Annotated in this window: 25 protein-coding genes and 1 other RNA gene; 8 read left to right on the top strand and 18 right to left on the bottom strand. The window is 46.8% G+C overall.

The window, feature by feature from the left end; genetic code table 11:
* Positions 1-14: 14 nt before the first annotated feature.
* From ACN0RF_RS01345 to ACN0RF_RS01305, 9 genes are all read right to left on the bottom strand, one after another.
* A complete protein-coding gene (locus tag ACN0RF_RS01345; RefSeq protein ID WP_417437782.1) occupies positions 15-974 on the bottom strand; it encodes a FecR family protein in 960 nt (319 codons plus the stop codon).
* Complete coding sequence (locus ACN0RF_RS01340; RefSeq protein ID WP_417437781.1) at positions 975-1,463, bottom strand: RNA polymerase sigma factor; 489 nt, start codon at positions 1,461-1,463, stop codon at positions 975-977.
* A 98-nt stretch (positions 1,464-1,561) separates the two neighbouring features.
* The gene (locus ACN0RF_RS01335; RefSeq protein WP_417437780.1) at positions 1,562-3,019 is read right to left on the bottom strand and encodes a phosphoesterase; all 1,458 of its coding nucleotides are present in this window, start codon (positions 3,017-3,019) and stop codon (positions 1,562-1,564) included.
* Positions 3,020-3,080: 61 nt separating this feature from the next.
* The gene (locus ACN0RF_RS01330) at positions 3,081-5,762 is read right to left on the bottom strand and encodes a TonB-dependent receptor (RefSeq protein WP_417437779.1); all 2,682 of its coding nucleotides are present in this window, start codon (positions 5,760-5,762) and stop codon (positions 3,081-3,083) included.
* 229 nt (positions 5,763-5,991) lie between these two features.
* Positions 5,992-6,507 carry a hypothetical protein gene (locus ACN0RF_RS01325; RefSeq protein WP_417437778.1) on the bottom strand — a complete coding sequence of 172 codons (516 nt, stop codon included), beginning with the start codon at positions 6,505-6,507 and terminating at the stop codon, positions 5,992-5,994.
* A gap of 330 nt (positions 6,508-6,837) precedes the next feature.
* The gene (locus tag ACN0RF_RS01320; protein ID WP_417437777.1) at positions 6,838-7,359 is read right to left on the bottom strand and encodes a cytochrome b; all 522 of its coding nucleotides are present in this window, start codon (positions 7,357-7,359) and stop codon (positions 6,838-6,840) included.
* A 93-nt stretch (positions 7,360-7,452) separates the two neighbouring features.
* Positions 7,453-8,472: a zinc-dependent alcohol dehydrogenase family protein gene (locus ACN0RF_RS01315; RefSeq protein ID WP_417437776.1), complete on the bottom strand. Its 1,020-nt coding sequence runs from the start codon at positions 8,470-8,472 to the stop codon at positions 7,453-7,455.
* 120 nt (positions 8,473-8,592) lie between these two features.
* Positions 8,593-8,910, bottom strand: a complete 318-nt coding sequence (locus tag ACN0RF_RS01310; RefSeq protein WP_417437775.1) for a DMT family transporter — start codon at positions 8,908-8,910, stop codon at positions 8,593-8,595.
* 198 nt (positions 8,911-9,108) lie between these two features.
* Entirely contained in the window at positions 9,109-9,294 is a 186-nt protein-coding gene (locus ACN0RF_RS01305) for a DUF2798 domain-containing protein (protein WP_228758011.1), read from the bottom strand.
* Between the two features lie 135 nt (positions 9,295-9,429).
* Here ACN0RF_RS01305 and ACN0RF_RS01300 point away from each other — a divergent pair, with 135 nt between their 5' ends.
* Positions 9,430-10,317 (top strand): LysR family transcriptional regulator, encoded by an 888-nt coding sequence (locus tag ACN0RF_RS01300; protein ID WP_417437774.1) that lies wholly within the window; start codon positions 9,430-9,432, stop codon positions 10,315-10,317.
* A gap of 28 nt (positions 10,318-10,345) precedes the next feature.
* On the opposite strand, the gene ACN0RF_RS01295 is transcribed toward ACN0RF_RS01300, so the two are convergent.
* The 3 genes from ACN0RF_RS01295 to ACN0RF_RS01285 all read right to left on the bottom strand — a co-directional run bounded on the left by ACN0RF_RS01295 (position 10,346) and on the right by ACN0RF_RS01285 (position 12,951).
* Positions 10,346-11,509: a YbfB/YjiJ family MFS transporter gene (locus tag ACN0RF_RS01295; protein WP_417437773.1), complete on the bottom strand. Its 1,164-nt coding sequence runs from the start codon at positions 11,507-11,509 to the stop codon at positions 10,346-10,348.
* Positions 11,509-12,381 (bottom strand): LysR family transcriptional regulator, encoded by an 873-nt coding sequence (locus tag ACN0RF_RS01290; protein WP_417437772.1) that lies wholly within the window; start codon positions 12,379-12,381, stop codon positions 11,509-11,511. Before ACN0RF_RS01290 ends, ACN0RF_RS01295 begins: the two co-directional genes overlap by 1 nt.
* Before the next feature lie 180 nt (positions 12,382-12,561).
* Positions 12,562-12,951 carry a RidA family protein gene (locus ACN0RF_RS01285; protein ID WP_417437771.1) on the bottom strand — a complete coding sequence of 130 codons (390 nt, stop codon included), beginning with the start codon at positions 12,949-12,951 and terminating at the stop codon, positions 12,562-12,564.
* Positions 12,952-13,142: 191 nt separating this feature from the next.
* Between ACN0RF_RS01285 and ACN0RF_RS01280 the strand changes: the two genes are divergently transcribed.
* Positions 13,143-13,733, top strand: a complete 591-nt coding sequence (locus ACN0RF_RS01280) for a TetR/AcrR family transcriptional regulator (protein WP_417437770.1) — start codon at positions 13,143-13,145, stop codon at positions 13,731-13,733.
* Between the two features lie 51 nt (positions 13,734-13,784).
* On the opposite strand, the gene ACN0RF_RS01275 is transcribed toward ACN0RF_RS01280, so the two are convergent.
* Positions 13,785-14,729, bottom strand: a complete 945-nt coding sequence (locus ACN0RF_RS01275) for an alpha/beta fold hydrolase (RefSeq protein WP_417437769.1) — start codon at positions 14,727-14,729, stop codon at positions 13,785-13,787.
* 101 nt (positions 14,730-14,830) lie between these two features.
* Here ACN0RF_RS01275 and ACN0RF_RS01270 point away from each other — a divergent pair, with 101 nt between their 5' ends.
* Positions 14,831-15,409 (top strand): CGNR zinc finger domain-containing protein, encoded by a 579-nt coding sequence (locus ACN0RF_RS01270; protein ID WP_417437768.1) that lies wholly within the window; start codon positions 14,831-14,833, stop codon positions 15,407-15,409.
* A 19-nt stretch (positions 15,410-15,428) separates the two neighbouring features.
* Here ACN0RF_RS01270 and ssrA read toward each other — a convergent pair.
* From ssrA to ACN0RF_RS01250, 4 genes are all read right to left on the bottom strand, one after another.
* Positions 15,429-15,787, bottom strand: a transfer-messenger RNA (tmRNA) gene (gene ssrA, locus ACN0RF_RS01265).
* Positions 15,788-15,888: 101 nt separating this feature from the next.
* On the bottom strand, positions 15,889-16,542 hold the full coding sequence (elbB, locus tag ACN0RF_RS01260; protein WP_011234892.1) for an isoprenoid biosynthesis glyoxalase ElbB: 654 nt from the start codon (positions 16,540-16,542) through the stop codon (positions 15,889-15,891).
* Between the two features lie 35 nt (positions 16,543-16,577).
* Positions 16,578-17,696 (bottom strand): NADH:flavin oxidoreductase, encoded by a 1,119-nt coding sequence (locus tag ACN0RF_RS01255; RefSeq protein WP_417437767.1) that lies wholly within the window; start codon positions 17,694-17,696, stop codon positions 16,578-16,580.
* A gap of 72 nt (positions 17,697-17,768) precedes the next feature.
* A complete protein-coding gene (locus ACN0RF_RS01250; RefSeq protein WP_417437766.1) occupies positions 17,769-18,911 on the bottom strand; it encodes a peptidase C39 family protein in 1,143 nt (380 codons plus the stop codon).
* 122 nt (positions 18,912-19,033) lie between these two features.
* Here ACN0RF_RS01250 and ACN0RF_RS01245 point away from each other — a divergent pair, with 122 nt between their 5' ends.
* The 5 genes from ACN0RF_RS01245 to purN all read left to right on the top strand — a co-directional run bounded on the left by ACN0RF_RS01245 (position 19,034) and on the right by purN (position 24,020).
* Positions 19,034-20,485: a TrkH family potassium uptake protein gene (locus tag ACN0RF_RS01245; protein ID WP_417437765.1), complete on the top strand. Its 1,452-nt coding sequence runs from the start codon at positions 19,034-19,036 to the stop codon at positions 20,483-20,485.
* 16 nt (positions 20,486-20,501) lie between these two features.
* Positions 20,502-21,533: a DUF4118 domain-containing protein gene (locus ACN0RF_RS01240; RefSeq protein WP_417437764.1), complete on the top strand. Its 1,032-nt coding sequence runs from the start codon at positions 20,502-20,504 to the stop codon at positions 21,531-21,533.
* Positions 21,530-22,243: a response regulator gene (locus ACN0RF_RS01235; protein WP_417437763.1), complete on the top strand. Its 714-nt coding sequence runs from the start codon at positions 21,530-21,532 to the stop codon at positions 22,241-22,243. Before ACN0RF_RS01240 ends, ACN0RF_RS01235 begins: the two co-directional genes overlap by 4 nt.
* Positions 22,244-22,326: 83 nt before the next feature.
* Positions 22,327-23,382, top strand: coding sequence for a phosphoribosylformylglycinamidine cyclo-ligase (gene purM, locus ACN0RF_RS01230; RefSeq protein WP_110013902.1), 1,056 nt, complete (start codon positions 22,327-22,329; stop codon positions 23,380-23,382).
* Positions 23,382-24,020 (top strand): phosphoribosylglycinamide formyltransferase, encoded by a 639-nt coding sequence (purN, locus tag ACN0RF_RS01225; RefSeq protein ID WP_417437762.1) that lies wholly within the window; start codon positions 23,382-23,384, stop codon positions 24,018-24,020. Before purM ends, purN begins: the two co-directional genes overlap by 1 nt.
* A gap of 94 nt (positions 24,021-24,114) precedes the next feature.
* Here the strand turns inward: purN and ACN0RF_RS01220 are convergent, their stop codons facing one another.
* Complete coding sequence (locus tag ACN0RF_RS01220) at positions 24,115-24,864, bottom strand: DUF3108 domain-containing protein (RefSeq protein ID WP_417437761.1); 750 nt, start codon at positions 24,862-24,864, stop codon at positions 24,115-24,117.
* Between the last annotated feature and the right edge of the window lie 78 nt (positions 24,865-24,942).

Here is a 24,942-nt window from a genome sequence, read left to right as displayed (position 1 = left end):
TCAGATGACATAATTCATGGTGTTAAACGAATCTGTTGAGGCAAATACTCAACGTTTAACGCATACATCTGACTCAACAGCTTTAAAGTTTGTTCCGTGTCATTCAGGCGAAAGCGCCCTGCCACCTTCCGCGAACCTAGGTTCGGATCAGCCAGCACAATAGGCGTTGAACTGTGGCGGTTCAGTCTCTCAATCAGATAAGTGAGGTTCTCATTGCTAATTTCTATCCAGCCCGAACGCCAGTCAATCAGGTTGTTCACATCAACCTTTTGCACCACGCCAAAACGCCCACGGGATAAGCGCATCTTCTCTCCGGCTTTTAATAACACCGGGAAGCTTTCCTGCTCAGCCTGAACCTCAACAATACCTTCGTAAACGGTGACATCAATCTGATCCGTGCCCCGGTCGATATTAAATTCCGTGCCGACCGCCGTAACACTGGCATCACCAACGCTAACCACAAAAGGACGTTTCTTGTCCTTAGCAACAGAAAAGTACGCCTGCCCTGACTCTATGCGCAGGTCTCTCTGCTGCTCGGAGTAGTTCACCATAACTTCACTTGAAAGCTGCAGTTGTAATGCACTGCCGTCGGATAACTGATGCGTATTTTCCATTGGCGACTGCGCAGTAAACACTGTCGGCTCCGAAGTTTCATTAAAGCGACCGGGCAACATGACGGTAATAGCAACAACCAACGCACAGGCTGTAGCTAAGCCCATTCCCCATTGAGATGCTTTTTTCACCGGGCGTTTTTGTCGCTTTTTCAGTTGTTCGAAAGACTGCTCCAGCGCAGGGTCCTGCCAGGTAGCCAACATGGACTCAAATACCTGCTGATGTTGAACATCGGCCTCTAACCACTTAATAAAGCGCTTTCGGCAAAGGGTATTGAGTTCACCGTCAGAAAGCCGATCCATCCATTCCGCGGCTTCAGTGTAAATACTGTCTTGTGAGGTATTATTGACTGTCTCTTGCATCTATTTTGTCTTACTGTCTATGTAACGCTGAATGTCGGCCAGTGCCCGGGTTATGTGCCGGGTAACGGTTTCCATACTAATTCCCAGTTGTTCCGCAATGGCTTTGCGGCTTTCACCATGCAGCCGCCTCAGCTCAAACGCCCGCCGCCGTTGCTCAGGCATGTTTTCGAGCGCCTGAGAAATCAGCTCAATACGTTGCGCTTCCTCCAACAAATATTCCGGGTTTGCTTTTGGTGAATCAAGGTTATCGATATCGTCATCGCAGTCTACAGGACGTGCCGTCAGCAGATTACGAGCCACCCGAATCGCATACCCTATTGGATTGTTGATGGTACTTTTCCGGGATTGTTCCAGTACCCGCGCCACAGACTCCTGATAAATGTCGGCAGCCTCTTCACTACACCGCGTCCGGCCGGAGAGGTAACGCCGCAACTGGGCGTTATTGGTTAAACAATCGTAGAGTTTACTGTTGTTTGTTTTATTGGACATATCAGCTGCTGGTGCACCCTGGCGTTTTGCTGAGATAGCCAAGGGTACACCTTCATTATGACAGTTCTGTGGATCTCGTTCGCGTCGGGGCACCGAAATCATTTTGCTTTGTCGATATAAACAGGGTTGCTGTAAAACCATAAGTCGGTCCACGGGTTCTCGCCTTTAACATCGGGTTGTGGCTCCAGCTCCTTGGCACGGTTGGTTCCCCGAACTCGTATATAACCCGCTGATTCTGATGCCGGTAATTCAAACGTCATCACCTGATAATTACCCTGCCGAGTCCAGTCGTCCGGGTAGAAACGCTTAATAACTTCAGTGGTCGGGTTTACATTGTTTGCGGCGAACTCCTTTTTGCCGTGCACTTCACCATAAATGAGATCGACGCGCCCCACCGAGGGGTTATCGTCGTGATAATTTGGTGTGTCCGGGTCTAAAAAAGCGATAATGACCGTGGAGGGTTGATTGTCAGCAACCAGTGTCTCACCAATGCTGGCGGTTTTTTCCGACTGTGACACTGAAACATAAAGTTCGGTAATAAGATCTCCCGTAGTAACAAACACCTTGCCACCGCGTAAACCGTCTAAAACACTGTCATAGCCCTGCTGAGCATGGACATAGGTCTTGGCATATTCGCCCGGCCAGAAGTCGGTACGGCCTTCGGTGTAATGCGCATGACTATCAGAAACTGCGGTAATGCTCCAGCGTCGTCCCTCGCCTAAAAAGCTGTCCCACACGCCGCCGACAATGGCCGTCATCTGGTCAGTACCGCCGTGCGTCGGATACCCATAATATTCTGCACGAGTTCCCTCAGGGTCAATTGATCCGTCCGGGTTAATTGTCGCGGCCTGATGCCCGGGAATACCGGTCATGCCCGTAATGACATCCGGAGCGGTATCCTGCCACAGGCGCATTTTTTCAGGCGTCACTTTTTTAAAACGCCCCAATTCATCCGCCTGACGAGCCGGGTGATTCACCGATAATACCGGGCGCGGGCTCATCGCCTGCATAGCTTTCAGCGTCTTTAACATGAAGGCTTCGGTATCGCGTTCAAACTCATTAGGAAAAGCCTCGCGTCGGTTAAACTGGCTTTCTATGGTGTAGAGCTGCTGCGCTTCTTCATCGGTATGAGGAATAATTAAGGTGCTGTGGCGCGCATTGGGGGTATCGAATTCCATTCCGTAAAACTGCAAAATACCCGGCACCGCTTTACGGGACGCAACCAGTTCGGGATAAGCCTGCTCCAAATTGACCCGGCTATGCTTCGGACCGCCGTGGTCAGTGGTTACCATCCATTGCAGGCCATGCTGTTTAGCCATTTGCGCATTCAGCGCGGTAAAATAATGAGCGTCACCAAATAAAATGGGCGTAGGCGGTTGCGTGCTAGTGTCCCACTTTGCACTAAACTTGCCATGAATATGGTGGTCACCCGCCAACCATTGTTTATTACCTGCAGGCTTAAAATCATAGTTATCGGATGTTGAAATCGTCTTTGCACAGGCCGATAACAACGTCAGCGCTATGGTGGTACTTATAATATTTTTTACTCGTGACATCTTATTTCTCTTTAAAGCAAAAACCGGGCTCAACCGAGCCCGGTAACATGGGTAAGGAAAATCAGAACTGTGCAGTAATGCCCAGCATCACTGTTCTGCCACTGGTAATAGTGTTGTATGCGCGGTCATGAGAGTCGCTGTAAGACTCTTCACGAACGTTAGTCAGGTTAATACCCTCTAAGCTCAGCTTCACATTGTCCGTCAGCTGATAGAACGATGAAAAGTCGACATAGGTTGTGCCGTGATAGCCGCTTTCATCCTGGTCTGCACTGGATGTCGCGCCGCTGCCATAACGACTGCGATAAGCCGCCGATACACGAGCGCCCCAGTTTTCTACTTCATAATACAGAGTGAAGTTGTAGCTGTTTTTCGACAGACCCGAGAACGGTTTAACCTGATCATTTCCTTCAATACCATAAATGTTACGGTAAAGAGATTCACCATCCGCGTAGGTGTAGTTAGCGATAACACCTAAGTTGTTAAATGGCGCAGGAAGAAAGTCTAAGTCTCTTGAAAATGCCAGTTCAGCACCTTTAATGGTCGACGAATCGACATTTTCCGGACGTTCAAGATAGAAAATACTGTCCATGTTTTTATCTGCCGGCAACAGTTCTTCCGGCAGACCCAGGCTTGAATAAACCACTTCGGTGGTCGTACCGACAATAAAATTGTCGATGTCTTTGTGGAATATGGCCGCAGACGCATAACCAACATCTTCAAAGTACCACTCAATAGCAGTGTCTAAGTTAGTTGATTCAAACGGATCCAGATTCGGGTTGCCCATGGATACACTGGTAATCGCCTCCCCCGAGGTTTGCGAGACCGAGGCGTTATAACTCAACGAGCCCAGTGAAGGACGGGTAACATTCTTAGTCGCAGCAAAACGCCATAAAAGATCCGGATTCAGTTCATAAACCATATTCAGGGTTGGAAGAACATCGGAGTAAGTGCGGGCTGTCTCAATATCTACCCCTCCTGAGACACCAGCTGATGTAATTTCAGTTTCAAAATAGCGTAAGCCAGTGCTTATGCGTAACGGACGACCGGCAACGCTGCTTTCAAAACCATATTGAGCATAAACCGCGTTGGTCTCTTCCGTTACCGGCGACTTATCGTTTTCTGACAAGTCAGAATCATCCAGACGGGTTTCCTGCAGGCCATAGTAAGCCAGCAAATTATTTAAATCCGCCTGGATCCAGTTTTGGTCCGGGTGCTGGTTAAATATGTTAACCAAATCATCGGTTAACGTCAGCTCACCGGCATTTTGTGGTGCTTCGTTCTGCGCATTACTTCTGCTTAGCTGATAAGCACTATTCTCAAACTTCTTATAGTTAGCGCCAAAGGTTAATTCACCGGTGTCGCCAATAAAGTAGCTGAAATCAACTTTAGCGATATCAAAATCATTCGTAATGTAGTTTTCCTGCATGTAAATGTCTTTAACTTCAAAACCTTCCATGCTGGTTACATCAAAGTTCGGCGAGGTGCTAATGCCATAAAAACGATCGCCGCGGAAGTCAGTCATAATGTCGACTTTATTCTTCGCGTGAATATTAGATTTAAGAACCTGAGGTTGCTCAAAATCGGACGAGCTGGTACCAACCATGGCTGACATGCTGAAGTCAGGCGTTAACGACCAGTCCATGGTTAAGGTGTACTGGTTAAATTCAGACTCGTTACGGCGACGGGTATTTTCGTTACGCCAGGTTGCATCTTCGTAGCTCGCGTAAAGAACTTCTTTGTGTTTGTCGTTTTCTATCCATTCAAGCTCTTTCACAATATCGTTATCTTTAACGGCAGAATGATGCTCGTCGTAGTCATTTTCGAGTTCAGAATGCATTAAATCAAATGAAAAACTGAGTTCTTTGCTGGGTTTAAACTGAAGCGCTGTCGTAATACCTAAACGTTTTTGTTGGTTATTCCACAGTGAATAACGGTGCCCACGGGGAAACCATAACTCACCCGAGTCCAGCTCTGCCTGTAATTCGGTGTCGGTTGGATCAGCGGCTGTTTTTCCGCCTTCCCGGCGCCAGCGTGTGGTATTGGTACCATACTCAGTGGTTGAACGCTCACTGTAAGCAACTGAAGCCAGTGCGCCAAAATTACCCCAGGTATTAGAAATTAAACCGGCAAAGCGCGGGTCTGTCTCTTCGCTATTGTCGTTGTAACCACCTTTTAACGAAATTGCACTTTTAGCACCGTCATAGTCAAAGGGCTTAGCTGTGTAAAGACCAACGGTACCGCCGATACCGCCCTCTTCCTGATCGGCCGAATAGGTTTTGTTCACATCAATGCGGTTGAAGAGCTCAGAAGCAAAAACATTAAAGTCGAAACTACGCGTGCGGCTCGCTCCGCCTTTGGCATCCATAGCCGACGCTGATGTGCCCATGGCCTCCATACCATTGACCTGAACGCGGGTGAAATCAGGACCTAATCCACGCAGTGAAATTTGACGCCCTTCACCACCTTCACGCGTAATGCTAATGCCCGGAACGCGTTGCAATGAATCGGCAAGGTTTAAATCAGGAAAATCGGCAATGTCTTCCGCAAGGATTGAATCACGAGAAATAATCGCTTCGCGCTTAAAGTCTTTGGCTTTAATTAGTGAGCTTCTGAACGAAGTCACTTCAATGACTTCCATTGCTTCTTCATCTACGGCCTGCTCCTGAGCTAGTACCGTATTTGAATAACCAAAAGCACTGACGATGGCTGTCGCTAAAACTGTTTTTCTAAATGAGTGGTTCATGTTGGTTCCGTTATAGGTTGACGAAAAACGTTCAGTCCAAAAAACAGGGACACCTATAAAGAGCCGGGAAACCTCAAAAGCAGACAAGAATTTTTGTGAAGAATCGATGAAGGATTTGTGAATACAGGGAACTTAATGCCTTTAGCTATTTATTCTTTGCCTTGCCCATTTTTATTCGTATCGTGGGGTTACGTGACAGTTAGGCAAAAATAGAAGAACAGGGTTAGAATCAATCTGACCCTCGGCTCAGGCTTTTCGTAACCGCGTCTGCTGGTAGCTTAAAGATGATATCGGGGCGCGTTTTTTTATGTTTAGTGTTGGGTAGCGGTAAGATAAACTCGAGCTCATCTGTATATATCTCATCGGCTAGACTGATTGTCAGGGCATGATCACCTTTTGAGTAATTGAAGCCACGGTAGACGTTGTGATTATCGCTCGTCAATACGTGATACTTAGTCATAAAGCCAGGCGTATCAAAACCATCGCCTTCCACATAAAAGCGTAAGCTACTCGCCATGTAATCAGGCCAACGGTCACCATAAAACACGCGGCTGTTTAAGAATTGCTTGATGAAGTAATCGAATTGTTCAGATACACCAGCAGCGGTTTTCAGCGCACTAATCGACTGCTGCAATCGCTCGGGATTTTTTTGCGCTAATCGACTGAAATGTTGCTCGTCAATGAACAGCAGCATTATTCCTTGTTGTTGATAAACAACTTGGCTGTTACCGACATTATCCGGCATGCTACGATCATTCCCCATGTTAGACGCCATGTTATGCACAGCACACCCCGACAACAGCAAGCCGAAAAGTAGTGTGATAATTGATATTAGCTTTATCCACATATAGCCCTATCCGTATATTGTATACTCTTGGCTAGACTGACAATGACAGCGAGTAAATGCGATGCGAAAACAGACTGAATACTGAATTTTGTGTTTTTTACGTCTTTACTAAACCGTCCGTGAAAACAGGGTAGAACCCCTGATGAACTGAACGAGCTAAATAATAACAGATTATTGTTTTAACTGTTATAGTGAGCCCGTTACGGCAAAATCAAAGCAACAATGCTTTTACACCATCCGTTTTAGTGTTCCGTCTTTTATAATAAACTGATGAATAAAAGCCATACCGATATGACCTGCAACTAGAAACAATAAGCCCCAGGCTATGTAAGAGTGCAGATTACCAATGTTTATCAGCCAGCTAATTTCCTCACCTTTTGCAATAATTTCAAGGTTAAATGCGCTCAGCCCATAGCCGTTACCCACCATGTAGCAAATTCCGGTCACCGGCATCAATACCAACGCCGCATACAACAAACCGTGACCAATTTTTGCCAGAACACCAATAATAGATTCATGTTCGGACCGGTTTCCCTTTTCTTTTGCTGCCCAACCTAAGCGTAAAACAATAAGTACCAATAACAGTGAACCAATGGATATGTGCCAGGGAACCAGCGTTTCACCCACCCAGTGTTCACCATCGTTTATACGGTCAAAGAATTTTAGAAATTGCCAGCCAACCAGAATGGCCATCGACCAGTGGAAGAAGCGCGTTATAGAACCATAACGCGCTTTAGAGTCATTCATCATTTTGAGTTTCCCATATCAATCAAATATCGCCTTAGGCTACCTATCTGATATTAGTATGAGAATGCACATTTTCTTAAAATATTTTTCAAAAAGTTAAAACTCTATACAAATTTTTCCGAAGTGCTTGCCAGACTCTTCATAACGGAACGCATCCGCTAATTCTTCCAGAGCAAAGGTTTTATCAATTACCGGCTTCACATCATTGGCTTCTAAGGCACGCACAAAGTCTTTCTGGTTGTCGCAACTGCCAACAATTAACCCTTGTAGTCGTGCCTGCTTAGCCATTAGTTTAGCCGTTGGAACCTCACCTTCACTTCCGGTTAGCACACCAATTAACGCAATATGTCCCGCTATCGCCACTGCGTTAATAGACTGTGGCAAGGTACCCGGACCACCAACTTCAATTACATGGTCGACACCACGGCCGTTGGTGAGTTTGCGAACCGTTTTGCCCCATTCTGGGTCTTCTTTGTAGTTAATCAGATGATCCGCTCCAAGCTCTTTATACTGTTGGAGTTTGTCATTAGACGAGGATGTCGCAAATACAGTCGCCCCCAGGCTTTTCGCTAATTGGCAGGCAAATACAGAAACACCACCACTGCCGAGCACCAGCACCGTGTTGCCCGGTTTAATGCCACCGTCAACAACCAGAGCACGCCAGGCCGTTAGTCCAGCCGTGGTCAAAGTAGCGGATTCCGCATGACTATAACCCTTCGGCTGGTGAGTAAAGAACTGAGTTGGACGCACCACCACTTCGCGGGCGTAACCATCAATGCCATCACCCGGCGTATTGCGGAAGTCGCCCACTGGCGCCGGTCCGCTTTGCCAATAAGGGAAAAAGGTTGAAACAACATTATCCCCTACTTCAAACTCTTCCACACCATCACCAACAGCTTCCACAACGCCGGCTCCGTCAGACATAGGAATGCGCCTGTCCTCTGTTGGAATAAAGCCGGCCGCAACCCCGTAATCATGGAAATTAAGCGAGCTGGCTTTAACTTTAACGCGAATTTCTCCCGGACCAGGCTGGCCCGGATCGTCCATTTCGGTTACTTGAATATTATCCAGGCCAAACGGTTTTTTGAGCCGTAGCGCTTTAATCTTCTCAGTCATGTTGGTAATCCTTTAACTAGAGTGTGTGTTCAATTGTAGTTCTTATTTGGGGGAATTGGATCAAAGTAAATCGGCATTGATTTAGTAAACATCTCATTTTAGAAAACGAATGGCGAAGGTTTAGCTGGCAAGTTTAAGGACAATTACGCCGGCGACTATCAGAGCTACACCTGCGTAGCGGGCTATGGAGGATGGATCGCCGAAACAGAGCACGCCGACCAGAAAAGTGCCGGCAGCTCCTATGCCCGTCCATACTGCGTAAGCAGTGCCTATGGGTATTTCGCGTTGGGCTAACCAGAGCATAAGGCCACTAAACAGCATAAAAATAATAGCAATACCGATGCCGAGCCAGCGAGTCTCCGGCTCCTGCGATACTTTTAAGCCAACAGGCCAGCCTATTTCGAGCAGTCCGGCTATGATTAGGTATATCCAGGCCATGTTCATGGCTCCTATGTTGTACCAGGAATTTCGTCCGCGATAATAGCAGGCGCAACGGAATAGGTGAAGTTGGCGGGAGTTTGAAAATTCAAATAACATACTGTTTAAATTACATTTAATTTAATGAATTTGCAGCTCGCTTTATTCAACCTTGTTAGTATCTTTTTCTCTAGCGCAGCTCAACTCTTGTACCAAAATTCAAAACTTTTTAGATATTTCGTGAGCTAGCTGATGAGCCCGAGGGCCGCAAACAAAGGATATAACCCCTGCTGCTGGCCAGGCCAAAATCCATGCCGACATCCAATAATCAATAAAGTTATCTATAAAGCCTACATTAATAAAAGTAACCCAGGCGGACATAAAAAACGTAAGTACTAATGACATTAATATGGCGAAAATAAATCTGTGTTTCATTTCTGGCTTCCCCTAGTTTTATGAGCACGAGGGATAACTTATCTACTTGCAGTTATGCGGTACAGATGCAATATTGATAGTGCCATTTGCAAATATGTAAATACGATGCTGGATAATTTTAAGGTTTTTATTACTGCCGCAGAGCAAAAGAGTCTGACTAACGCCGCAGCAGAGCTAGAGATGACGATTGCTACCGTATCGAGACGTGTGCACGAGCTGGAAAAAGAACTCGGATGCGAGTTATTCCATCGCTCGAACAAAGGACTGACTTTAACTCCTGCAGGCCAGTCATACTACGAGGAAACCTCTGGCTTTATCCATGAATTGGATGTACGACTCTTAAACTTGGATAACTCTCTGCATAGTCTGAATGGCGAACTAAAAGTAATGGCTCCCACAAATATCGGCAGTGGCCCGTTAGATGAGTTCTGGCGCTCCTTTGTGGTAAATAACCCCGGCATTTCGTTAAATATTACTTTAGGTAACCCAGATGATGATGTCATTGCTAACCAAGTTGACATCGCTATTCGATCTGGTCCACAGCAAAATTCATCTCTCATCCAGAAAAAACTAGGCACCATCACCCCGATATTAGTCACTTCATCAACCGATAAGAGCGACCTGCCTGAGACGATAGATCATTTAGAGTCTTATCCGAGCATTGCGGCTCAACTGTTCAACGACTGGACTTTAATTAACGGCAATGAAAAGTACGTTTTCTCTAAAAAACACAACCATATAAGTAACGATATGAACGTAACACTAAACTTAGTTAAAGCAGGTGCCGGAATAGCTCTTCTACCAATGAGTATCGTTTATAACGACATTGAACGTGGTGAATTAAAGCGTGTTTTCCCCTCCTGGAACGGTGTACCGCGGGAAATATCTCTTCTTTGGCCGCAGAAGCGAACACTCTCAGCTCGGGCGAAACGATTCAGGGAAGAACTGATAAGCTTTTTGAGAAATCAAAACTGGTTCGATATGACCTGTTAAAACTCTGTTAACTCCCTAAAAGCCCAAACTAAGACGGTTGCTTTACCAACCCAATGACTATGGCACCCGCCAACAGCAAAGCTAAAGCGGCGGTTATCAAAGAGCTGGTGAACGTTTGACTGTATGCACGCAGCATTTCTGCCAACAAAGGACCTACAATTTGACCTACTCCGTAAGAAAAGGTCATTATCGCAAGTAAATTGAAACGCGTTCTATGAGCTGCGCCCTGAGCCGCTGACATTGCAATTGTCACGGTTCCCATAAAAGTACCACCAACCAGAACTGCACTAAGCAAGAAATGAAATGCGGATGAGCCCATAGCTGGCAGCGCCACACCCAGAGCCTGTATTCCTAAGTTAATTTGTAGGGCAAGTTGAGTTCCCAAGCGTTGATGGACTTTATGCCAAATAAAGCATGAGGGCATGGCGCCAATACCAAATACCGCCCAGATATGTGAGGAGTCTATTTCTGGTAAAACCTGATGCACTAAAAATGGCAGATAAGTTGCGGTAATAATGTACCCCAGGCCAGCTAACCCGTAGCAAAAAATGAGTGGTTTGATAGAAATAACAGACCGACTATTACTGGTTTGAGCCTTATGGCGGGAGCCAACTAAAGAGTTATTACGGAACAAACCATTGAAAACAATGACTCCTAAAATTAGCGCGAGCAATGCCAGCATTAACCACATTTTAAAGCTACTCAACTGCAGCCAGTCAGCCAATACAATTAGTTCAGCTGACAACGCAATGCCAAAACCAACACCGACGAATAGTAAAGGCGCGTGATGAGCATGCCCTCGACTCTCAAGTAACCAGAGTGAGGCTGCAACCATAGAAAAAGCACTAAACACTCCAGCAATGAAACGTACAGCAATAATAACCAGTGAAGGTAATGGCAGTGCCAGTAAAGCCATAAATACTGCAGTACCAATAATTGACCATAAACACATTCGGTTTGCATTGTGGGCCTTAATATAAATAGCTAATAAAGAGCCCGCTAAATAACCACCATAATTGAGTGTCGCCGCCACACTCCCCGCCCAAACACTTAACACGCCCTCTTCCACCATGTGAGGTAAAATAGCTGTGTAGGCAAATCGACCAAAGCCCATTCCAACAGCAAGAATCAGTGCAGCCTCTAAAGCGCTGCGAATTCCTGAGTCCTGTTTAACTTCCAGAGTCTGTTCCATCAGCAATCTTCCTTAATAACGTCCATTAAGTTTGAAAACGCCGGTGTATGATAGCCCTGCCGCCATATCAGGTAGGTATTGAGGCTTTCGCAAAACAACGACTCCAGCTTGTTTGCTGCCGGACTTAATGCTAATACGCTTTTAGGCAATAAGGTAACGCAGTGACCCGCAGCGACACAGGCAATCATAGTGTGGTACGAATTAAACTCCTGCACGCGCCATTCGGAGTTCCCGTGAATACCCAGGAACTCTTCTGCCAGCGAACGATAGGTGCAACCCTGTGCAAAGGCGGCTAGCGTACGTGTTTCTAATTCGTTCACATGGCGACTACCGGAATCGGAGGGCGGTAACAATAGAACCAAGTCCTCTTGCCACACAGGAAACGAATTGAGGCCTCTGTCATCTAGTTCATTACTGTCAATTTTATTGGTGTTCAGAGCAATAAAGGCACAATCGGGCAACCCTTTCTGTACCTCATCAATAAGCGGGCGTGAAGGCGCTGTCTTTAGTGTCAGTTGAGTACTTGAGAAACGCTTACTAAAATCAGCAAGCAAGAGTGGCAACCGGCTAGCCGCCGTACTTTCCATGCTACCAATATGTAAACTTCCACCGTTTGAGGTTCCCGAAGCCACTTGCTTTGCTTCTTGTTCCAGCGCAATCAGACGTTTTGCGTAATCCAAAAAGCGCTCGCCGGCACTGGATAGTGATAAACGTTTATTAATACGCACAAACAAGTGGGTTCCAATTTCAGCTTCAAGCTGTTGAATTCGGGTCGTGACATTCGAAGGAACTCTACCTAAGCGGGTGGCAGCACGCGTAATGCTCAATTCGCTAGCAACACTGCAAAAAATTTTAAGGGATTCGATATCCATTCATATTCTCTATAGAAGAATTTAATTTAAAATAAATTCTTTAACTAAGAATATCAAGGAGAGTTTTATTCTAAGTTAAGATACATCAAGCTGCGCGAGCAGCAGACACAAAAAAGTCTTTTGTAAAAGGAATACAAAAGACTTAATCACGTTTTTCTTCGTAACGGAAAACGATAAGGTTTAAGGAATGCGAGCGATAACTTTTATTTCGAAGTCAAAACCGGCTAACCAATTCACGCCTACTGCTGTCCAATTTGGGTAGGGAGGTGAGCTAAACATTTTTTGTTTTACTTTCATGATGGTATCGAACTGATTCTCAGGGTCTGTATGAAAAGTTGTTACATCCACTAGGTCATCTAGTGTGCAACCTGCTGCGGTTAATGTCGCCTGCAGATTTTCAAAAGCCAGCTCAACCTGGCACTCAAATTCAGGCTCAGGGCTACCGTCTTCACGACTTCCTACTTGTCCTGACACAAATAGCAAATCGCCCGAGCGAATAGCTGCTGAGTAGCCGTGTTCTTCATAAAGCTTATGCCTATTGGCAGGGAAAACTGCTTCACGCTGGTTCATATTTCTTACCTCATTGAGTTAACAGTAGCTAATAGCCGCTAAAACTAGCTATCAGAACGCCACAAATGGCAGCGATTTCGGTACAAAGCGTTACTGGATTACGTTAATATACGCCATGTATGTAAACTACAATTATACGCGCCGTATGTCAATTTAATATACATGGCGTATATAGAAATAAGGATAAACAGTTGAACCAACGCACAAAGACAATGGCAGAAAACCGTGCAAAGATTATTTCAGCAGCAAGAAAAGCCTTTGCTGAGAAAGGCTACACGGCGGCCTCGATGGATGAATTAACCGCCGAAGTCGGTTTAACAAGAGGAGCCTTGTATCACAACTTTGGTGACAAACGCGGACTTCTCGCTGCAGTTGTAGAGCAAATTGACACAGAAATGGCACTACGTGCGAAAGAAATTGGCTCACAGGCCGAGAATGTATGGGAGGGGCTACTTGCAGAAGGTGAAGCTTATATACGTATGGCACTTGATCCTGAAGTGCAACGTATTGTGTTGCTTGATGGACCGGCAGTGCTGGGAGACCCGTCACAATGGCCTAGCCAGAGCAATTGCCTCGAAGCGACCAGACAAACGGTAGGGGCACTGATAGCTCAAGGCGTTATGAAACAGGTCGACACGGAGGCAGCTGCCAGGCTGCTGAGTGGCTCTGCCCTCAATGCAGCGCTATGGATCGCTGCCAGCTCTACCCCTCAGGAGGTCACCCCAAAAGCGATCGAAGCATTTCGACTATTGGCTTCAGGATTGCTAGAAAAGCCAATATAGAAACCAATAGTTGCCTGATGCATCACTCTGATTAACTATAAACCCGTTGTATCATTTCAGATTCTTGTCCAGAAACTGTTTTATAACGGGAGTAATGACAGAGTGATGTGTTTCAAGTGCGAAGTGCCCTGTGTCATACAAGTGTATTTCGGCATCAGGAATATCCCGTTTCCAGGCTTTGGCACCCTCGGGTAAGAAAAACGGGTCATTTCTCCCCCAGACAGCAAGAAGTGGTGGCTGATGCTTTTTAAAGTACGCCTGATATTCTGGGTATTGCTCTACATTAGACGCATAGTCGAGCAGCAAATCGAGTTGAATAGTCGCCATGCCAGGCTTAGATATGTGAAGTCCTTCAAGTGTGTACCCGTCCGGAGAGACATTACTTAAATCAGAGACCCCTTCTTCGTATTGCCACTTAATGGACTCAGGTGTAGGAAAGTCGCTCAAAGCCTCCCGGTTCTTCTGCGTTGGGTTATTCCAATATTTTTTAATGGGTTTCCACCCATCTGCCAAACCTTCTTCGTATGCGTTACCATTTTGAGAAATGATAGCAGTGATTTTTTCTGGATTATCAACAGCCAGCCGCCAGCCAACAGGTGCTCCATAATCGTGCACTGCCAAAGCAAATTTCGTTAGCTCCTTTTGCTCAATAAACTTTTCTACGGTTTCAGTTAAATTTGCGAATGTATAGCTGTATGCAGCTTCATCCGATACCTCAGTAAAGCCAAAGGCGGGTAAATCTAGTGCTATAACATGGTAGTCACTGGCAAGCGCGTCTATAACGTCACGCCACATAAATGACGAAGCTGCAAACCCATGAAGCATCAATACTGTGGGATCATTTTCGTCACCCGCTTCGCGATAAAAGACTCTCACGCTATCTACCTGTTCATACTTAAAGGCTACCTCACTGTGTACTTTTACAACCTCACCGCCGGAAGCTCCAGCGGTTAAACTTGCAGCTAAAACTGTTTCAGGAATGGACTTCTTATTCATAAAACCTCCGTAACCATTAAAATATCACTTTGAAGGTTACGAAATAAAATGATAACCTGTCAAATATAATTTTAACGGTTATTATTTCGAGGCGGCTATTTATGGAATCAGAGCAGTTTATATTCTTAGCTAACAATTTAGCTCTGGATTTTGTAAACACTGAAGTTGGAGTTGGCGAGCAATATTCAGACAAACTTGAAAGCGCAGAAAACGTATTTGAATGGCTTCATGCCGCTAACCTCATCAGCACAAAGCAGCCTGAAGCTTTACCTAATTTGTTGCCTCTGGCGAAACAGCTCCGCGCTGAAATGAACCAGACAATAGCTCACGCTAAAGAAGGGATAGGTTATGAAACAAAATGCACCAACTCTATTCTGGAGACGGCATCACCCTACCCGCAGATAGCCTGGCAGGAAAATGAGAAAAAATTTGTCATCAATTACCACTACGCAAAACTCACACCCGAAGCACTTTTGCAGCCAGTAGCTCATGCGTTTCTTCATTTGCTAACTGAGTTGGATTTCAGTTTAGTTAAACAGTGCGAGGCAGATGATTGCGTACTGATGTTTCATGACCAAACGAAGTCTCACAGACGGCGGTGGTGTAGCATGGCATTGTGTGGGAATCGCATGAAAGCAGCTGCGCATAGGAAAAGAAACCAAAAAAAACCGCTCGAATGAGCGGCTTTTTATATGGAATTGGTGGAGCTGGCGGGAGTTGAACCCGCGTCCGCAATACCTACATCCTCGGTCCTACATGCTTAGTCAGTCTTTTAGTTAATCAGTGTGACGCCGACTGACAGGCTTCACAACTGACGAGTCCGATTGGTTTTAACGCTTCAGCTCCGGACAAAGCCTCCACGCGAGTCTACATTAGTTTGAGCCATCCTGGTCCGGTCTCGCAGACAAAGCGCCGGGGGATGGGCTTAGCGGGTTATTAAGCCGCTAGAGCGTAGTTGTCGTCGTTTGCAACTATTAGGTTGAGGCTTTTTACGAGGCCTGCCTCACCTCGGCATGCACCTTGGGTTTCGTGTATCCCGTCGAATCCAGATCAGCCCCAAAGCTATTACTTACGTAACTTGTGTACTATAACTCAGACACCGCTTAAGTGCTATAAGTTCCGCACCTAAGCGGTTATTTATTGCGCTTCAAGTTAGGTATTAGGCCGCCATATACAAAACTTTTTCAACCAGCTTACTAATGCCCTCTTCCGCATCCGGCAGGTTTTCAGCCAGCATATAGGCCGGTGTGGTCACTAACTGGTGCTTGTCATCAACAACAATATCGCGAACACCGCAGTTCACATGCTCGCCGCCCATTTTGTTAATGGCACTGGCCACTTCACCGTCGTTACCAATGGTGACTTTCACACCCTTTCCGTATATGTGTGGCAATAAGACAGGGGAAATACACATATAGCCTGCTGGCTTCTTCGCCTCAACAAAGGCTTTACCAACTTTCAACACCTGGTCGTTTACCGTCATATCAGCACCTTTAACGGCAAAATCGCAGAAGTTTTTTGCAACACCAAAACCGCCCGGTAATATCAATGCGTCAAATTCTGACGAATCTAAGTCGGTTAAGGGTTTTACCTCACCGCGGGTAATACGCGCCGCCTCTTCCAGAACATTGCGCTTATCACCGCTTTCCTCACCCTTAAGGTGGTTAATGGTGTGCATTTGCTCAATGTCCGGTGCAAAGCACTCGTAGCTGGCACCCTGCTTTGCTATGTGCAATAGGGTTAAAACAGCTTCGTTAACTTCGGCTCCGTCAAAAACACCGGAGCCGGATAAAATAACTGCTACTTTTTTCATAGTCGAAACCTCCTGTCCGCTACTTAAAATTCGCTTTAATCCAGTTCAATGTGCGCGTCGTTCTCGTCGCGCCACTTCCACTCATTCTCAAGTGTAGCGGTTGGTTGTAGCATGGCAAAATCTAACTGACGTATTGGCTCGGAAGACTTAATGCGAATTGGAAAGTCTGGGTTCGCTAATGACGTTTTCGCCATAGCAAGCAAAGCATTAGGATAATGCCCCGCGACGTGCTCATAGTTTTTCTCGCTAATACCGCCGTTTACAATTAACGGAATGTCCGAAAACTCCTGCACAATGTCGCCCAACGACTTATTACTGCCGCCTTTAAACGGCTTACGCATTACGTCTGTATCTGTTGTGTGAATGTAATCCACACCGGCTTTTTCCATCGCCTTAACCACTTTTATCATGGCGTCTTCGCCTTCCGGCCACTGATAATCAGAGTCCGTTACGGTAATTTGACTTAAACGTACACCGACAATGAAGTCGTCGCCTGCGGCGGATTTCGCAGCCTTAACCACTAACTCCAGAAAATGCATGCGTTTTGCCATTTCTCCGCCCCACTGGTCAGGGCGCTGGTTAAAGTAGTCACTTAAAAACTCATTCAGTAAGTAACCATTAGCTGCGTGCAACTCAACCCCGTCAAAACCTGCCTCTTTAGCCCGGTTTACGGCACCGACAAAACCGTTCATGACGGCATCAAAATCCGTTTCATCCATGGCTTTCACTTCGGGCCAGCCGTCGGTTTTGCCATACAAATCCAGCGGCTCACCTTTAGGCTTTACTTCGCTGGGCGCAATGGGTGTGTCTGTGTATTCATTATGCTGGAACTGAGCGCCAGCATGCATCAACTGCATAATAAACTTGCAGTCATGCTTGTGTACTCGTTCGACAATTTCTTTCCAGGCATCGGTTTGTGGTGCGTCGGTAATACCCGGTTGATTTTCATACCCCTGGCTTGCCTGCCGATCTGTGTATACGCCTTCGCTGATGATCATGCTCCAGCCGCCTTTCGCGAAACGCTCGTAATACTCGCCCATTAACTCAGTTGGCTTGCCTTTCTTGTCGGCACTGGTTCGTGTCATGGGAGCCACAACAAAACGGTTTTCAAGCTTGTGGCCTTTTAATTCAAAATCATCAAATGCTGAACTCATACGGAATTCCTTTTTCATCCAATACTGTTATATGACTTTGAGCATAATTACGCAGAATTCAAGGGGAATTGATCACTTTGTTATTAAATCAGCTGAAAGTACAACCGCTGCTTTTTGCTTACGACCGCCGTAACCAAAGGCTTTGCTGAAGGTACTTATAGGCACAGGTAAATATTGACGTTCCGTAGGAGATTCCCAGGGTAAGGTGTCGTAATCGGGGTCATTGATATAAATGAAGTCATCGTCCGCTGCGCAAATTAAGACCCAATGCGGCGCCCTAATACCATCAAATTGATAAGTAGAGATAAGCACCATAACCAGACAGCCCTGGCTTAAATCTTCTTTTATTAAGGTTACGTCGTAGTCACGCACAACAATAGGAACACCATGCTTTTTCAGGTACGTCATATCGGCCTGCTGTATGCGCTGCATAACCGTTTTTTTCTGCTCCTGACGGACCGAATCCACAAATAATGGCTGGTCGGTATTCACTTCCACCCGAACTTTCAGGCCACGCTGAAACGCCGCCCGCGCAAGCCCATGAGGACCGCAGCCGCCGTGCCCGGAGGTCATGTAAATAGTAGTGGCCTGGCGCCAAATTTCCAGCTCTTCGGCTTGTGGGTCGTTACTGGGCCTGCCGAAGTAGTCCATAGCCATTAGCAGGCTTGCGGGGCCGCAGGTAAACTCCGTCGACTGGGTCAGCATAGGAACGTATTCTTCGGTTGCTCCCACACCCGCATCTTCGCCCATTTCGTAACGAGGCAACAGTTTTTGCAGAACCAGAGCATCTGTCGATTGCGATGCAGAAGGCGGGAAATAGGCTTCGCGCAGCTCTATTGCACGGAAGCCTTCGCTGTTCATCAGCTGTTGCCCTACTGTATTAGAGGTTGCTACCTCGGTACGTAAAAACAGGGAGTGTCGTTCATCGGCCAGGTCTTCTGCAGTTTGCAACAAACGGCGACCATAGCCATTACTGCGATGTTCCTTTTCGACAACCAAAGCATAGAGTCGAGCCAGATTTGTATTATTTCGGTACAGGACAACGGTATAACCAATGACCTTTTCGTTCAGCAGTAACACCTGAAAATCCGCACTAGGCGACTCAATAAACCGCCGAAAACTACGCTTACTGATCGCATCTTCGGGGAAAGTGACAGCTTCTAGTGCCGCTACAGCGTCTAAATGCTCATTACGTGCCGGTTGAATACTGGCCATAAAATAAAACCCCTTAATTTTACGCAGATTTTACGCCTAAAGACGCTTTCGGTATAGAGATTTTACGCCCTGCAGAATTAACCTTAGCAATAGAAAAAGTCGGTTCTTCGTATGAGGTTACAGTGAATCTAAAAGCAACGTTGCGCCTATTAACCTGGCCTATGATCTGGATTGCCTCAATTCAGTGTTTTTTTGGTTTGCTTTCGGTTTTTGTCTTTAGGGACAAAACCTTTACCGACTTTATTTATTCCTCTTTGCTCTGCCTTATTCTCGCGCTCTTTCTATTCATACGCACTAATAACGGCGGGCAAAAGAAAATCTTTTTCCGCGAAGCCTTGGCGTTCGCTTCATTCACCTGGATTTTAATAGGCGTTCTGGGAGCATTACCCATTATGTCTGTTACCGGGGTTAGCTTTACCGACGCAGTATTTGAGTCGGTCAGCGCTATGACCACCACCGGTGCCACCATTCTCACCGGCCTTGATGAAATGCCCAAAAGCTTTTTACTGTACCGCCAGTTTCTGCAATGGATGGGCGGGCTCGGTATCGTAATTTTTGTAGTCGCCATTCTTCCCATGCTAAACGTGGGTGGCATGCGCCTGCTTAAGGCTGAAACTCCGGGTCCCATTAAAAATGAGAAGTTAGCACCACGTGTTGCGAGTACAAGCCGTTACCTCTGGTTAGTTTACCTGTGCCTGACAATAGGCTGTGCCGGCAGTTACTGGTTGGCCGGAATGTCTCCTTTCGATGCCATAGCTCATAGTCTGACGACCGTATCAACCGGCGGGTTTTCGCCCTACGACGCCAGTATGGGCCACTTTCAGCAACCAATTATTCTTATAGTGGCCGATGTGTTTATGATTCTGGGGGCTATCAGTTTTGCCCTGCACCATAAACTATTTACAACCAGAGCCATAAGTGGCTACTGGCAGGACGAAGAGACCCGCTGGTTCTTAATTGCGCTGGCGGTTTTCAGCGTTATTCTTACCGCTCTGGCATTCAACGCTCAAACTCACCATTCCTTCGGGGAGTCTCTGAATCAGGCGGTTTTTCATGTCGTTTCCTTTATGACCAGTACCGGTTACGGTGCCGATGACCTCTCTGCCTGGCCTGCGGCTACCGCTGGCTTTTTAGTGGCAGCCAGTTACCTGGGCGGCTGCGCCGGGTCAACTGCCGGAGGCAACAAATTTATCCGTAATGTCATTACCTTACGCATCCTGAAACACCAAATGCTGCAGGCCATCCACCCGCGTGCCATTCTGAAAGTGGTGTATCAGGGAAAAGCGGTGACTAACGACGTGATTCAGGCGGTAATGAGCTTTATGCTAATGGTCGCAATTAGTTCCATGGTGCTTACCCTCATACTGATGCTGACCGGGCTGGATTTTTTCTCGGCATTTACCGCCGTTTCGGCGTGTCTGAACGTACTTGGTCCGGGTTTTGGCGAAGTTTCCAGTAACTTTATTCCGGTATCAGACACCGGAACCTGGGTACTGACGTTAGCAATGATTTTAGGACGCCTTGAATACTTTACTTTGCTAACATTGTTACTTCCTCAATTCTGGCGGGACTAGCACATGAGATTAGAACATGAGTAAACAGCCCTGGTTAGGTTACCTGGCCTCCGTTGCCATCACCGGCACCGCGGCGGGTCTTGCTTACCTGCTCGATCACTGGTTATTGCCCACCTCCGGCACGGTACTCATTCTGCAACTGGCGGTGTTGCTTATTGCATTTTTAACCAATTTTCGCGCGGCTCTACTTGGTGTTGTTCTGGCCCTGCTGTTGTTTAATTTTTTATTTACAGAACCGCGCTATTCGCTGCACATGACCGACATAGACGAAATGGTTACTGCAATTGTATTTATTGCCGTGGGCGTTATTACCAGCCACTTAGCTACCTCGTTCAGAAACCAGAAAGAAAGCTTACGTCAGGCTCAGTTGCGCTCAAACATTTTACTGTCGGTTTCACACGACCTGAGAACTCCGCTCGCCAGCGTCATTGGTAATTTAAGTACATTGCAGGCGTATCAGGAACGCTTGCCGGAACAAGAGCGGGCCGAGCTGTTACAGGGGGCACTCGATGAAAGTGACCGCCTGCACCGTTATATCGAAAACCTGTTACAGGCCACCCGGCTTCAGCACGGCGAAATTCGTCTGATTCATGCAGTACAGGATATTCGTCCGGTTATCCGTAAAACCCTGTCGCGCTTTGCTTCACAAGAACGGTTACTGGTTAACGATAATTTACAGCACGCTATGGTTGAGGTTCAGTCCTCGCTGCTGGAGCAGGCACTGTTTAATGTTATTGATAACGCGATGCGCTTTTCCGGCGACACAGCTCCCGTTACTTTAACTCTGTCAGAGGCCGACGAGTTTGTTGTCATCGACATACAAGACCAGGGACCCGGCATAGAAACCAGTAAGCGCTCGCTTGTATTTAATGTTTTTTATTCGTCGCGCGAGAAAGACTCAGGCACTGGCGGAACCGGTCTGGGCCTGTCCGTTGCTAAAGGAATAATCGACATTCATAACGGCCAAATAAGTATTGAAGAAAGCTCTGATGGCTGCCTTGTCCGAATTAAATTACCACGCGCAAACATCACAGAGGAAGTCTCATGAATGCACAAGCCCGCACCGACGGCCCCCGCATTTTAGTCATTGATGACGAACCACAGATACGACGCTTTATGCGCGCCTCGCTCACCGCCGAAGGTTATACCTACCTGGAAGCGGCGACAGCCGGGCAAGGGATAAAGCAGATTACCAGCCAGAACCCGCATTTGGTTATTCTGGACTTAGGCCTGCCTGATGCTGACGGCTATCAGGTTATGCGACAGCTGCGCGAATGGAGCCAGGTGCCGGTACTGGTGCTGACAGCGCGTGATGACGAACTGCAGAAAGTGAAACTACTGGAAGGCGGTGCTAACGACTACCTGACCAAACCCTTTGGTATTCGGGAGCTTATGGCGCGTATTCATGTTTTATTGCGCGACCTCTCCGATCAACAACCCACAGCAGAAGCCCAGCTTCGTTTTGGTGAGTTACTCATCGACCGCGAGCAGCACAAAGTGTTTCTGCAAAACGAAATAGTTAACTTGTCCCGTAAAGAATACGCCTTACTGGATTTCTTAGTCAGCCACCCGCAAAAACTCGTTACTCAGCAACAGTTGCTGGAGAAAATTTGGGGCCGAACGCACCAGGAAGACACCCACTATTTGCGTATTTTTGTCAGCCAAGTACGTAAAAAGCTCAAAGATGACCCGGCACAGCCAAAGTATATAGAAACAGAACCCGGTGTAGGCTACCGGTTTATCGCAGAGAAATCCTGACACAATAGTGTGGTCATAAGCTACCTTTTGCAGCCTAAATCGTGTTAAACTTGCGCGCAAATTTTGCCAGTCGGGATTATTCTGTGAGCGATAAAAAACCTTCTTTAAGTTATAAAGACGCGGGCGTCGACATTGACGCTGGTAATGCATTGGTTGAACGTATTAAAGGCGTTACCAAGCGCACGCACCGGCCTGAAGTCATGGGTAACATTGGTGGGTTTGGTGCTCTGTGTGAAATTCCGGCAGGTTATAAACAGCCGGTTTTGGTTTCCGGCACCGACGGTGTGGGTACCAAGCTGCGTTTAGCTATAGACCTTAAGCGTCATCGTGGTGTAGGTATCGACTTAGTTGCTATGTGCGTCAACGACCTTATTGTACAAGGCGCTGAGCCGCTGTTTTTCCTTGACTACTACGCAACCGGCAAACTGGACGTTGACGTAGCAGCTGACGTGGTTGCCGGTATCGGCGACGGTTGTGAACAGTCGGGCTGTGCTCTTATCGGTGGCGAAACCGCAGAAATGCCGGGCATGTACGAAGGCGGCGACTATGACTTAGCCGGTTTCTGTACGGGCGTGGTGGAAAAGTCTGAAATTATTGACGGTACCAAAGTTGCCGACGGCGACGCTTTAATAGCGCTGGCATCCAGCGGCCCTCATTCAAATGGTTACTCGCTTATTCGCAAAATTATTGAAGTTAGCGGTGCTGATTTAGAATCTCACTTACAAGGCAAAACACTGGCTGATCATTTATTAGAACCTACCCGCATATACGTTAAGTCGGTTCTGGAACTGATTAAACACGTGCCGGTACACGCGTTGTCACACATTACCGGCGGCGGCTTCTGGGAAAACATCCCTCGCGTACTGCCTAAAGGTAGTAAAGCCGTTATTGACGGCAATAGCTGGGACTGGCCGGTTATTTTTGACTGGTTAAAAGAAAACGGCAATGTCAGCATGAAAGAAATGTACCGCACCTTTAACTGTGGTGTGGGTATGGTCATCGCCGTACCTAACGAGCAAGCAGATAAAGCCATTCAAATTCTGACAGACGCCGGTGAAGACGCATGGAAAATTGGCCGTATTGCCAACGCGGCTGAAGGTGAAGAGCAAGTCGACATTCTGGCCGACGAGACTCACTAATGAAGCGTATTGTTGTACTAATTTCAGGCACCGGTAGTAATATGCAGGCCATTCAACAGGCCTGCGAAGATGGAAAAGTAGCCGGTGAAGTGGTTGCGGTTATTTCCAATAAAGCCTCGGCTAAAGGCCTGGAAAAAGCGGCTGCTAAAGGCATTGATACCGAGGTATTGAGTCATAAAGAGTTTGACTCTCGCGAGGCTTATGACGCCGAACTAAAATCGCTGATTGATAGTTACCAGCCCGACTTAGTGGTTCTGGCGGGCTTTATGCGCATTCTGACAGGTGATTTTACGCGCTATTATGAAGGCCGCATGTTCAACATTCACCCTTCTCTTCTGCCTAAATATAAAGGTGTGAATACGCACCAGCGCGCATTAGACGCGGGCGATACAGAACACGGCGTGAGTGTGCATTTTGTCACTGAAGAACTCGATGGTGGTCCCGTGGTATTGCAGGCTAAAGTACCTATTTTTGAGGGCGACACAGTGGAAGAAGTTCAGGCTCGCGTGCACGAGCAGGAACACCGTATTTATCCGCTGGTGGTTAACTGGTTTTGTCAGGAGCGTCTTAAGCTGCAAGGCGGTCGCGTTACACTAGACGGAGAAGTTCTGGGCGCTCAAGGCTACGCAACCGAATAATTGCGTAGCCTGACATTTATGTCAGGTCCAATGTCCAATACCTCACCTGACATAAATGTCAGGCTACATAAATACCGATTGCATAAATACCAGATTACATAGACAAGCTTTTCAGCGACATGGTCGCTTGCTCGTCACCTTCTTTAAACTGCTTCATTTTCACCATCACGTAATTTAGCTCCGGCGCAAACCAGAAAAAGGTCTGGCGCCGGTTATTATCCCTTATACGCCCGACTTTTATTGCTTCAACCTCACCGTAAGGCAACGACAACTCTTCTGTTGTCAGCACCTCAAAACGATATTCGTCTTCTTGACCTTTTTCATCAACCAACCGGTACTTAAAAGTTTCAGCTCCGCTGGCCAAATCTACACGTAATTGTTCGGTCACATTGGCTTCATCAAATAACGCGTCTTCCCAGTTCACACCCAGCATGCGTCCGGTGTCCACATTACGAACCTTTTTCTCATTCGGTTTGAATTCACCATGAAAGGACTTATCCGATCCGGTGCCGGTTCTCATGTAAATAAATTCGCGAGGCTCCAACCGGCTATTCTCTTCATCCACAATAAATACTGAACGAGCTTCACGGGTGTCCGACAAAATAAACCAGGAAATATCCGACTTTGTTCGCAGTTGCCATTCGTCCTCCGGCGACACCTCAAGATAACGGTAACCTTCCCCATACTCGCTGTCACCACGCGTGATCACGTAGTCAGCCTGATACGGCTTCATTGATTGTTCGATGGGTTGCCCGGCTTTCTGCTGACTATCTGCAACAGCGGTATTCATTGCCAAGCCACTTAATAATACGCTGGATACCAGCCAACTGACGGTCCTTTTCACTTTCACTTCTCCCCTTCTGTTCACTACTGGACGTTTATATTGACAACAAAATTCAAACGCCCGTTCAATTTTTCCTTG

It is taken from the genome of Idiomarina sp., assembly GCF_048260185.1.
GTDB lineage: Bacteria > Pseudomonadota > Gammaproteobacteria > Enterobacterales > Alteromonadaceae > Idiomarina.
The sequence above is the reverse complement of the archived record's forward strand: the minus strand, read 5'-3'. Positions and strand labels throughout refer to the sequence as shown.